The sequence below is a fragment of the Bacillus sp. SRB3LM genome (assembly GCF_015712745.1).
In the GTDB taxonomy this organism is placed as follows: Bacteria; Bacillota; Bacilli; order Bacillales; family Bacillaceae_G; genus Bacillus_A; species Bacillus_A thuringiensis_K.
The window spans coordinates 311,663-324,166 of record NZ_VWVQ01000007.1; the positions used below are offsets into that span (position 1 = coordinate 311,663).

Sequence of the window (12,504 nt, forward strand, 5' to 3'; positions counted from 1 at the left end):
AGATTGTAGTTTGGTTGAAACCAAATTACAATCTCTTTTTCATTACCTATATCCCACTACGTTGTAACTTGTCTAAGAATATACACTTAAACACCCTCTCAAGTTATTTTAGTCGTAATAAGTTGACCAGCTTCATTAATAGTAACTTTCCATTTCGCTCCACTAGCAGTCTTCATGATTATACCTTTACTTGCCTCTATTTCAATATCTCCAAACATTCTGCCACCAGTTGTCGCTAACCAAGCATTCCCGTTTTCCAGAGAAGATCTTGCAAAGATACGATTAATTCGAAAACGCTTATGATCTTGAGAATAACCACTTAATGTAATTCTTACTTTATATAGTTGATTCGCCTTCATATTCGATATAATTGTATCGCCTACATTTAATGGAACATCCGATGCGATAACCCAATTTCCAGTTGCGCTTAATGCATATTCAATTTTAATTTTTTTTGGACTCTCTCCCCATCCAAAATACATTCCGAAACAATTTAACATTTGTATTGGTTTTTTCGTAAAATCCAGTTCAATAACAACTGGATTACTATCTGGAACGTCAATATAGTTTACACTTTGTTCATCTATTAAATTAAAGCAATTTGCTAGATTTCCACCGTACGGTACTTTCCCACTTACTTGCTTAACAATATACTTTTGCTGAGCATTTACTAATATATCATCTTGATTGCCTATTAAGTGAGGTTTATTTAACGTAATCGGTAACTGAATTCGAAGAGATTCTTCATAGGTAGACTTACAAACATTATATTGCCCTTTATCTACAATAGTTGTCGAAAGCAGATTTGAAAAAAGGTAGTTACGATGAGAATTAGAAGAAAATTCAATGACAATTTGTTCACTACTCATCCGGTACGTATCCCAGATCATACAATCAAATGTATTATACGCACCTGAGCAACGAATTACTTTTTTCGTTTGTTGTCTACATTGTACTTGAATATCATGAAACGTATTTCCTGAACTTTCATTTGGTAAATCACTATTTCCATCTACTTCAATCCCATACACACATCCATCAATAAATATAGATTGAAATACATTGGCGTTAATCCAACAAGGTGTATTGATATCATTTATATATTCTGTCTTCAAATGTATTGCAGTTTGAAAGTTTTTAATTTGAATAAATTTAACTTGAAAGAAACTAATAAAATCCCATGCCTTTTGACAATAAAAATGTATAGCTTTTCCTTTATACGATGGGGTTGCATTTACTATATTTATATTTGATATAACAGATTGATTAGGTACTTCGATTTGTTGTGAACCAGAAACATAAATAACAACAGATTGAAACAATGGATTTATAACTTGAAGAGTACCACCAACTATCGAAGCGTTACTTTGTAGCTCAAATGCATTAAAATCTCCATCAATTTGCAGCGTTACGGTAGGATCTAACTCTAATCTTACGTTTGATTTAATAACAATCGGCTTTACAATTTTGTACGTATTTACCCCGGTAATTCTAACCGTCGAAATTCGATTCGCTACACAATAATCAATAGCTTGCTGAATTGCTAATGAGCTATCATTTCCCGAGTTTGGAACTGCGCCAAAACAATTAATGTGAACGCTACTTTCTGGCACACAATCTTCTTGGGAAGAAATATATTGTGACAAAATAAATTCACTCCTCATATTACCTTTTTCATATAATATGTGAGTTGTCTCTTAAAAGTTTCTATAATAAAAAAAACAAACGACCTACCCGGTCATTTGTTTAATTCATATATATTTTTCGTTTCCTCTATCATTTTAGTTAACGAGAAATACATCATTGCTTTCTCTCGTGCTTTTAGTCTAATAGCAATTACCTTTTCTTCATTCCCTTGTAGTTCCTCAAGCGCACTTGCGAATTCATATTCGCAATATTCAGATATCAAAACACCTGATTCTCCATCTATTACTGCTTCATGTATTCCACCAACATCTATTGAAACTATTGGTGTCCCTGTAGCCATTGCTTCAATTACTACCATTGGAAACACTTCACGAAAAGATAATAAAAGTAAGGCATCCATATTCCCTATAAACTCATGCGGCTCAGAAATATTTCCTAGCATCTTTACACTCTGTTGCAATCCATATTTTTCTATTTCTTTCATAATCGGTTCTTTCTCTGGTCCATCACCAGCAATATAAAACATAAAATCATTTCTCTTTTTCAACACATTTGCAATTTTGACAAATAGTAGATGGTTTTTCTCTTTGGATAATCTAGCTAATATCCCTATTTTATATGTAGATTCTTTCTTTTTCTGCTGGAATAAAAACTTTTCAATATCGACACCGTTATAAATTGTATTTATTTTTTCTTCTGCTACATGAATTGAAATTAAATTATTCTTTTCAAACTCACTTACTGTAATAATATTGTTTACATATTTATTCATGAAATAACGAAAAAGCGTTGGCATTTTCTTTTCTAATATCGTTACATTATGTTTCGTATAAACAATTTTCATCTTTTTTTTAATAAACTTTTGAAGTAGCAAAGCATATAATACCATTCGCAAACTATTTGCATGAATAAGTTCTATCTTTCGTTTACAAATTTCGTTTCGTAAATAATAAATATTCCTCAAATGATTCCATCGACTAAGTAAGATGAAATTTTCTTTTCTAGTAAGAGATTCATATAGTTCTCCATCACCTGCAGCTGTATAAATCTTAAAATCCTCATAACGCAAATTACTTTCCAATTTACAGAAATAGCTCTCGGCTCCGCCAGTTATCAATTTATCTGTCATCAACAGTATATTCATAATTGCGTCTTCCCAACTACATTGATTTTATTTTTTTTATAAGCATGATAAGCATACTTGCTGAAATAGTAAAAAATTTGTACCGAATTCAGTCTTTCTTGTTCCCTTAACAATTTCCAATACCGGAAAGCTGCTCTAATTTTATTTCTAGAAACAGAATTTGTAACAATTCTATATTTTGCTAACACTTGCTGTATCCCTTTTGCTTCATACCCTTTATGTAATAAGTTCAGCCATAACGCTGTATCTTCCGGCTGTATACTAGGCATTTCTACATACGGAATTTTTTCACGATCAATCATCACTGTTAAACACCCGATAATTGTATTTCCTACTAAATAATGATAGTCAACAGATTTTGGTACACTCACTTCGCAATTTAGTTCATTACCATTTTCATCAATTAAACTATACGACGCATATGAAAAAGCAATATTCATTTCTTCCATAAATAACAATTGTGTCTTCAATTTATGCGGCAACCATATATCATCACTATCTAAAAAGGCAATATACCTTCCTCTTGCCTCTTGGATCGCTAAATTCCGAGCTTTAGCAGCACCAACATTTTCTTTTAATGATAATAATCTAATTCGTGAGTCTCCTTCTATTATCTCTTTAATTTTTTCCGCAGATTGGTCGGTTGAACCGTCATCAACGATAATCATTTCCCAGTTTTCATACGATTGATTCTGTACAGATAAAATTGTCTCACCTATAAATCGTATACTATTATAAGAAGGTGTTATTACAGAAACGTAAGGCGGCTCGTTATGTGCTGATAGACATTTTACCATCTATCTTTCCCCTTCCTTCATATATTGAAATATACTTCACAACAACTGCTAAAAATAAAAAGAACGCTTCGTTAATAATGAGTGACAATGACATCATCTGAAATAAAAATGCAATCATAGTCAATAGAAGGTATGGTTTTTCACGAAACAAAGTATGCTGCGCTAGCTTGAATATTAATATGAATAAAAACGCGCTATATAGAAGAAAACCAATTGTACCCGATTCAGACAAAATTTCTAAAAATGTATTGTGTACATACAATTTTTCATTAAATTGATACTCATAATAATTCGAAAAGTTAAAAGCACCGATTCCGATATATGGATTGGATAAATAATATTTAAAAGCAGCTTCCCATAATGTAAATCTACCACTTCCATTATCATGGAAAAAATCAGAGATTCGTTTATTTAATATGTCATCTAATTGCCCCCCCATTACACTATTCGATAAACTAAAAATAACTACACTAAACAATACTAAACTCATAATTATTTTTATTTTTTTAGCGAAACTAGACATACATATATATACAAAAACGACAAGCACAAGCGCTAATATACCACCCCTTGAAAAGGTTAATAGACTCGTCGTAACACATAAAATTAACCCTAGGATGTTAGTGATATTTTGTAAATTAGTCATATAGTACATAAAAAATATTGTATTATAGAAAATAAAAATGTTAGGATCATCTAGCAATCCAATTAACCGTGGATATCCTCTATCAACTAATAAACCAGCAAAAATTTCTCTCTCTTCTCCACCGTATAAACTAAAGTATTGTAAACCGATTATATAGAGTATTAGACTTACAATATTAAATACTACTCCTACATAAGCAATAGATGATTCAAGTACCACTATTTCAGTATTCCCCAATAAATTCCTCATTATAAAATAGCATCCTAAAACGAGTAGCACGCCAAAAATCATACGAATACTAGCATTTAAATACATAGAAAGAATTCCACTTAAACAATAAATGAAATAAAACAGTAAAAATATAACTTCATGAAAATATAACTTTTGAATATGAAAGTTTTTAATTGTTAAACAAAAATATATGACTAAAAAAATCATATATATTTTCAATGAAAATCCAATATATAAATTGTATTTACTTAACATAACAAATAATATTAGAAGAATAATCCATCCCATCGATACTTTCATACTATTTTCCATAGGCTATATCCCCTGTTTCGTAATATAATCCTTTTTGCGTATTTTTCTTATAAAAGAAAGAAGAAGTTTTTTTAGCTCATAATCATATAGGAATATGGCAGCTACTACAATTAGTATATTAAGAACAAGCGCAATTAAATGATATGTATGCAATATATATTGCACTCCAATAAAGGTTACACCAAAATAAATTGTATACGGCATTACAATTTGGAATACAATTTTTTTCTTCACTACACTTACCGCTATATATCCCACTAAAGCGACAATTTCAAATAAAACCATAGCGTATGCCGCTCCTATCACTCCACCAAGACTACTAAAGCTATAAAGCATAACCCCACCTATCACCAATGCTACACACTGCACAACAGTTCTCTTATTTTGGCATCCACTCGTCGTTAAACCGTCAGCAATGGCAATATTTAAACTTTGTAGCACAATAAGAAATGATAATATTTGGAGTGGTTCTACTGCATTGCTCCATTCTTCATGAAAAAATATAGAAATAAAGTATGGTGCTAAATGATATAAACCAATCGTCATACATATTCCTACAATCGCCATTGATTTAATTTGAAGCAAATTTAATTTCGTATGCGCTTCTAAATTATTCTGGTTATAATGCTTAAAGAGCACTGGAAAAAATGCACCTGCAATTACCCCTGGTACTTGATATAAAGCTGCCGGCATCCGGTACGCCACTGCAAAAACACCTACCATACTTAATGGCAATGTATAGTTAAGCAAGATAGGCGCTAATTGTGGCGTACTCATTATTAAAAAACCGCTAATAATAAAGGGAGTTAATTGCCAAAATAACGCTTTATGAATTACGACTTTCATATTCATTTTTGTCTTTCTTCTCATGATATATATACTGAATACACCACCGATCATATACCCAAAAGCATATAAGCGAGCTGTTACATACACCGGTAACTCTCCGAAAATACAAAAACATGTAATTATAATGACAACTGATGCTGATACAACTTTTATGAGCGCTATATACTTCATTCGTTCCGTCAGTTGAAAATAGGCAACCCCTATGTTTTGCCAAGTTAATCCTATTAACATGAAAAACATTACGTTTATCATCATATAAATTAAATTTTTATCCGCATACATATAATGAATAGCAATATAACCGATGATAGAAATAAAAATAAGTAGAATCATCCTTATTTTTATATACGATGATAAAATCTGCTCTAAATCTGCTCCATCCTTTGCCCCTTCTCGAAGAAACGTATTACTAAGTCCTAAGTCTGTAAAAAATAACATAACAAACGTCACTGCTATGGCAACACTAAACATCCCATAATGTTGTGTGTTAAAAAAGTTTGCTAAAACAATTAAACTGACGGCCTGAAGAAGGTTAGCTAAAATCGTACTATAAAATAGATGGATAATATTGTTTAGAATAGATCTACCCATACCAGTTCTCCTTTGCAAGTAACCTACTTACATATGTTGTTTGTTTACATATATATTTATCTTGCACCATTACCATTCAATACAATTAAAACGGTTTTACATAAAATACGGATGTCCATCCGAAATGTTTTCATTTCAATATACTCCATATCCAGCCTCAACTTTTCCTTTGGATCAAGATTATACCCTCCATTTATTTGTGCCCATCCTGTTAATCCTGGTTTTACTATTAAACGTTCCTTAAACTCTGGAATATACGCATCAAACTCATTATAAAAAAACTCTCTCTCTGGTCTAGGGCCTACAAAAGACATATCTCCTCTTAAAATATTTAAAAGTTGCGGTAATTCATCAATTCTCGTTTTTCTTATAAACAATCCAACTTTTGTAATTCTTTGATCATGTTCTTTTGCCCATTGTGGTCCGTTCATTTCAGCATCCTTTACCATCGACCTTAATTTAAATACATTAAACTTCTTCCCGTTTATACCTAAACGTTCTTGAAAGTAAAATGGAGCACCTGATGTTTCTAAAGTAATCATAATACAAAAGAACAACATAATTGGTATTGTTAATAGTAACAATATGATTGAAAATATAATATCAAACAAGCGTTTTACACTTCGATTCAATATACTAGGCTTTTCTTGAGCCGGAATCGTATACAACTTGGCTTGATTTGTTTCACGAATCATGGATCGTTACCCCCACATTCAAGAATATAAAATTATACCTATTAATTCACATTCTTTCCTCTTTATATCCGCTATTACTTTTTGCACTGTACGTAGTGAATCTTTTCGCTTTTTAACTGCTAAGACCACTCCATCGCATTTCCCTGCAATAATGTGCGTAGCAGGAAGATCAAATACTTCAGAAGAATAAAAGAAAATGTAATCAAAATCTTCTTTCCACTTAGCAATCGCATTATCAAATTCATCCATAGCAACTAAGGGGGTCCCTGTGTGTACTGTTTTTTTTGCAGGAATACAATATAAGTATTTAGACAAATTACTAGAAAAAGATTCATAATTGCAGGGGGAAGAGCTTATTATATCGTTTACTGTTATCATGTGATCACTTTGTAATAATACATGTAATTTAGGATCAGAAAAATTCACATCAATAAGTAACACCTTTTTCTTCATTTCCGCAAACACTAGACCCATATTTACTATAAGCGAGGCAACAACCCCTCTGTCCTTCGTTGAACTAACTGTGAACAGTTGTTTTCCAGATTTTTTTAGCTCGTGATACACCGTATAAAACTGTTCTTTCATCAGATCATCATGCAGATCGAATGGCAGCTGTTTCTTTGTCCTAAACATCAACATGTTCACCTCGATATATAGATGATTGTTTATCAACCTCTGTAGGTTTCTTTTTTCTATTCGGTTTCATATTTATGTGACCAATAACAGAGACTGTTGTTATTTTCTCTAAATCTTGTTCCGTGTATATACGTTCATCAAAATAATCTCGAAATACAGCTAAACCTACCCCAACAAAAAAACTAACAATTAAAGAAATAGGAATGATTAGTTGAAATTTTGGAAACAATTTTTCAGCCTGTTCCTGTAACTCAGGATCCGTCAACACTTTCACACCTTGTACATTTGTGTACTGTTGAAAACTTTGTTGTGATTGCTCTGCCAATGTCTTTACAATGTCTTTCACGACTTTCGGATTGGAATCTTTTACTGTAACAGTTACAATTTGTGAGTTATCCGTATTCACAACCGAGATTTTTTGTGCTAATTCATGACTTGATTGCTCTAATTTCAAAGTTTTTTTGACTGTTGAAATAATTAATGGGCTTTTTAAAATATCAACATACGATGTTACTAGTTGCTTATTTTCTTGTGTTTTATTTGTTGAATTTTCCTTATTAAACTCATCTAAATTCCCAACAAGAATTTGCGTTGAATATTGATATGACGGCTTTAGAACATACATTGAGATAAGAACTAAAGAAGCGGTTAAACAACACATCGTTAAAATAATCGTTACGAATCTTCTTTTCAATAATTGTTGAAAATCTTTTATACTCATTTCTTGCTTCAATTATTTCACCGCCCTTTTCTGAATAACATCCTGCAAGTCACTCTTTACAGATAACTCTCTCTTCTTTCTGTCCACTTGTTTTGTTACATAGTTTCCGACTCTGAATGCAAACTTTTCTACATATACATACGAAAGTATTGCAAGTATAAACGAAAAAACAAGTGAAAAAATTAAAATAATAGGCAATGGTAATATTTCATGGAGCATGTATATAAGGGAGAACAACGATATAATATGGTATAAATAAAGACTGTAAGAAATCTTCCCCAAATATAACAAGTATTTATTACGTAGCAAGGACGACAAAGTTGATATTGACAAACTTAATATGACAAATAGACTTGCACTTATCGCCACTACGTAGTCTCGAAATATAAAATTATTGAGCACTTTAATTTCTCCAATAAGTCCTTCATACATAAAAAGTAAAATCGCAAATAAAAACCATGCAATTTTCGTGTTTTTAGTACAATTACTATAAAAAACTATTAAATTGTTTTTATACTTCGCAACTAGTGCTCCTAGTAAAAACAGCACCGTGTAATGCACTGTTAATGCATAGCTTGTCAATGTTAAGCCCGAACGAAACAAAAATAATATTACAACAGAACATATACTTAAACTAAACAATAATAGTAATGAACACCTCAACGTTTTTCGTAAACAAATCATCAAAATTAACGGAAAAATTATTGATATTCGCATTTCATGGACAAGTGACCAAATCACACCGTTATATGCATCTGTATTGTATTTCCCAACCAATAAAATATGTTGCGCTATTAAGCTTGAAGAGCTTTCAATCGTCCATGAGCGATTAAACCATTCACTTAAATAAGAAATACCATATTCACTAATTGTAGCCTGGCATATAATAGCTATAATTAGTGCTACAATATAGGGAATATATATTCTGCATATACGTTTTAAAAGGTATGCCCCATAACTACTATAGTTTTTTTGAATAGATTCGTACAAAACAAATCCGCTCAAAACAAAAAAGATAATAACAGATTCGTTACCACTACTAAAAATAAGACGAGCAGGCGTTTCTTTTAATAGGTACACAACAAATGGTTTATTATCTCCATAACTGTAATTTTGAAATGCTAAAAAAATCATTAAATGATGACCGATCATTACTATTAATGAAGAAATCCCTCTTATAGAATCCAATTCCTCGTATCTCTTCATCTTTTTACATCAACTCCTAATGAAATGATAATAATCATTTCAAAGCGACATCTTTATTCATATTCCTCTCCTTTCTTTTCATTCCAATTTTTCATATTAAAATGATTTTATAGTATAAATTTGAGTGTATTGTAACATTTTTTGTAATATTATGAATAGCGAATCCTAAAAATTGGTATATACCAATTTCAACCTCGAAAAATGAGTAATATTGATAGAAAAACACTATAAAAATATCTTGCATATTTACAAAATTAAAGAGCCGAATAGCGTTTTTTCAATATAAAATAAAAAAGATAGCCTACATAGGCTATCTTTTTTATTTTATTTAATTACTGGCACCACTATATGCTACATGTCGTTTCTCAATTCTCTCTTCAATTTCTTTCATATTTTCTTTATTATTTAATAGTGATTGTTTATTTTCAATTAATAATTGTTTAAAAGATTTTCTCACTTTTTTTCTCATTTTCATTGTCCTCCTTGGGGGATGGTTTATATAAAAGATAAAGAATTATCTGTGTGTTCTTATAATAATTGATTGTTGTGAATTCTATTTGAACTTCATATGAAAATTCTATTTATTTTCTGACAACTTTGTGAACACGCAAAAAGAGACTATCTAAAACTATATTGAAATTAATTTACTTCATTATATTTTGTCGAAACATTTATATATTTAAAATTGAGTTCGACATAATTTTATTTACTATAATACTGTTTACAAAAACAAAAAGAAGGTGTTACCAAGTCAAAGTTCGACTTATGCAACATCCCTCTTTCCAAGCTATTTATAGCATATTTATTAATATTTCAGGTCTTCCCCAATTCATTTCTTCACAAACAAATCTAATTTTTTCTGCATCCATTGTGTGTAATCCTTCTTCTAGTGAACATGAAATTGGAACTTCACAGTGAATTTGGGCTAATTGTAACGAAATATTTAAGTTCTCTAAATCACTTTCAATCTTCGTACGCTGCGCTTTTGTTAATGATTCTACATTTTCTAGTACAGCGGATACTGTTCCGTGCTCTTGAATAAGCTTATACGCTGTTTTTTCACCGATACCTTTTACACCTGGATAATTATCACTTGTATCTCCCATGAAAGCTTTTGCATGGACGATTTGCCACGGCTCTACACCTTTTTCTTCCATGATTTTCTCCGGTGTGTAATATTCGTAATTTCCAATTCCTTTACGCAGAAGCATAACTGTAACGTTCTTATCAACAAGTTGAAGTAAATCTGTATCACCTGTTAAAATATAAACTTCAGCTTCATTGCAGTATTGTTTTGCAAGCGTACCGATACAATCATCCGCTTCGTAGCCTTTCATACCGATAACTGGAATGGATAATTTCGCAGTCATTTCTTGCACTAAATCGAATTGAGGAATTAATTCTTCTGGTGGCGCTGCACGATTTGCTTTATAATTCGAGAACGATTCTGTTCTAAATGTCGTACTTCCCATATCCCAGCATGTAACGATATGTGTTGGTTCGATCGCTTGCGTAGCTGTTAATAAGTGTTTCATATAACCATGAATTCCGTTGGTAGGGGTTCCATCTTGTCGTTTCATAAATTGTCCGTAGACACTTGTTGCGTAAAAAGCACGAAATAATAGTGCCATACCATCAACTAATAATACTTTTTTCATAATTCCTCTCCTATTAAAAAAATAATAACCTTACGTTATCACGTAAGGTTATATAAATAGATTACCATTCTACGTTTTTGCTCAACTTTGTCTATTATACATTGTTTTTGTATATTTAGCATCATTAACACATTAAGACGTTCTACTACAACAAGTATGCAATATGCCTGAATACGTATTTTTCCCAGTAGAAACAACGACAGCTTTTGCATTTCCACTAACGATATACGAACCTTTAAAACATACATTTTCAAGCTCAAGTGGATTATAATCTTTCATCCGTTTTAATGGAATAAATCGTTTACGTTCAAGGTGATAGCAGCTCTCAAACTTCTCTATATTCGCTTCGTTTCCCGTTAACACAGACTCATTCACTAATAAGTCATCTGCATAAATAATACGTACATCAGCTGGCACAGCATCTCCAGCCGAAAGAAAAATCATATCTCCAGGTACAAGTTCTCGCACTGGTATCTCCATCATTTTCAGTTCACTATTTAGCCCTGTACTACTAGAACATTCTACTCTAGATACAGTAATCGTTTCACGTTGTAATTCATCACACACACGTTGTTTTGAAAAACCTGGAATCATGCCACCAAGCTTCATCATGACTTCTGTAAGAAGTGCTCTTTTGGAAGTTAGTTCATTTCGGCCATATACTTGAATACGTTTTTGTGCCTCTTTCATTGATAGTCCGTCTCTTGTTGTTTTAAAATATGCAAATACAGATTTGACATCTCTTGTTGCAATTTCAATTAATAAATCTTTATTTTTTTGGAGCATTGTTTGTTCTTTTATTGATTTTTTACTTAGTTTATATGACGTGTTACCCACAGTTTTGTTTGCATATAACATATTATCGTCTCCTCCTTTACAACATAGGAAGAAACGCTTTGTTTCTCAATTTATCCACTTTACTGTGAAAGTGTCTCGCGCTTTATAAACGCTACATCGTGATAAATATAGAGGGAGGAACAAATCGTTTCCTGCCTACATCATATATTTTTGATTTGAAGTATATGGGTAACGGAACCGAGTCAGAATTTGACATGCTCCTCACCTCCTCGTTTAATTTTATAGTTTATACTATGAAATTACTCATAGCTTGGTAACAAAAAAGACCCCTACCCTTAAGAGAGTAGCGGCCATTACATACACAAATAAACGATTTCTAATATGATTAGAAATCTACGGACCTCTCCCTCACCGAGTTTTAGCACTGTATAGCATAGGTACATTACCAGCTACGTTAAGAAAAACCTTAATTCGATCATTCCTGTTGACCCATTGGCGTCTCTCGACATTTTTGGGCAGTAGCATTTCTCTATACAGGAGCCTCACCTAACAGAGACTTATTTTCATTACATT

The 12,504-nt window shown here is 31.8% G+C and carries 12 protein-coding genes and 1 riboswitch; all 12 genes read right to left on the minus strand.

Annotated features, from left to right (window positions below):
- Nucleotides 1-98 precede the first annotated feature (98 nt).
- The gene (locus tag F3I02_RS06190; RefSeq protein WP_000084977.1) at nucleotides 99-1,646 is read right to left on the minus strand and encodes a glycoside hydrolase family protein; all 1,548 of its coding nucleotides are present in this window, start codon (nucleotides 1,644-1,646) and stop codon (nucleotides 99-101) included.
- Between the two features lie 92 nt (nucleotides 1,647-1,738).
- The gene (locus F3I02_RS06195; protein ID WP_001023712.1) at nucleotides 1,739-2,791 is read right to left on the minus strand and encodes a glycosyltransferase family 4 protein; all 1,053 of its coding nucleotides are present in this window, start codon (nucleotides 2,789-2,791) and stop codon (nucleotides 1,739-1,741) included.
- A complete protein-coding gene (locus tag F3I02_RS06200) occupies nucleotides 2,788-3,588 on the minus strand; it encodes a glycosyltransferase family 2 protein (protein WP_000237678.1) in 801 nt (266 codons plus the stop codon). The genes F3I02_RS06195 and F3I02_RS06200 overlap by 4 nt, the downstream gene beginning before the upstream one ends.
- Nucleotides 3,563-4,777, minus strand: coding sequence for an O-antigen ligase family protein (locus F3I02_RS06205; protein ID WP_061883948.1), 1,215 nt, complete (start codon nucleotides 4,775-4,777; stop codon nucleotides 3,563-3,565). Before F3I02_RS06205 ends, F3I02_RS06200 begins: the two co-directional genes overlap by 26 nt.
- 3 nt (nucleotides 4,778-4,780) lie before the next feature.
- Entirely contained in the window at nucleotides 4,781-6,217 is a 1,437-nt protein-coding gene (locus F3I02_RS06210; RefSeq protein ID WP_000533737.1) for an oligosaccharide flippase family protein, read from the minus strand.
- Nucleotides 6,218-6,273: 56 nt separating this feature from the next.
- Nucleotides 6,274-6,912, minus strand: a complete 639-nt coding sequence (locus F3I02_RS06215; protein WP_000617641.1) for a sugar transferase — start codon at nucleotides 6,910-6,912, stop codon at nucleotides 6,274-6,276.
- Between the two features lie 18 nt (nucleotides 6,913-6,930).
- Complete coding sequence (locus tag F3I02_RS06220; RefSeq protein ID WP_002163913.1) at nucleotides 6,931-7,551, minus strand: CpsD/CapB family tyrosine-protein kinase; 621 nt, start codon at nucleotides 7,549-7,551, stop codon at nucleotides 6,931-6,933.
- Nucleotides 7,538-8,281: a YveK family protein gene (locus F3I02_RS06225; protein ID WP_000807051.1), complete on the minus strand. Its 744-nt coding sequence runs from the start codon at nucleotides 8,279-8,281 to the stop codon at nucleotides 7,538-7,540. Before F3I02_RS06225 ends, F3I02_RS06220 begins: the two co-directional genes overlap by 14 nt.
- Complete coding sequence (locus tag F3I02_RS06230; RefSeq protein WP_000833038.1) at nucleotides 8,282-9,475, minus strand: acyltransferase family protein; 1,194 nt, start codon at nucleotides 9,473-9,475, stop codon at nucleotides 8,282-8,284.
- Nucleotides 9,476-9,803: 328 nt separating this feature from the next.
- Complete coding sequence (locus F3I02_RS06235) at nucleotides 9,804-9,944, minus strand: FbpB family small basic protein (RefSeq protein WP_001228048.1); 141 nt, start codon at nucleotides 9,942-9,944, stop codon at nucleotides 9,804-9,806.
- A 322-nt stretch (nucleotides 9,945-10,266) separates the two neighbouring features.
- A complete protein-coding gene (locus tag F3I02_RS06240) occupies nucleotides 10,267-11,133 on the minus strand; it encodes a 5'-3' exonuclease (protein WP_000757070.1) in 867 nt (288 codons plus the stop codon).
- A gap of 132 nt (nucleotides 11,134-11,265) precedes the next feature.
- Nucleotides 11,266-11,991: a P-type ATPase actuator domain-containing protein gene (locus F3I02_RS06245; protein ID WP_000964954.1), complete on the minus strand. Its 726-nt coding sequence runs from the start codon at nucleotides 11,989-11,991 to the stop codon at nucleotides 11,266-11,268.
- A 335-nt stretch (nucleotides 11,992-12,326) separates the two neighbouring features.
- Nucleotides 12,327-12,492: riboswitch (M-box (ykoK) riboswitch) on the minus strand.
- Nucleotides 12,493-12,504 lie beyond the last annotated feature (12 nt).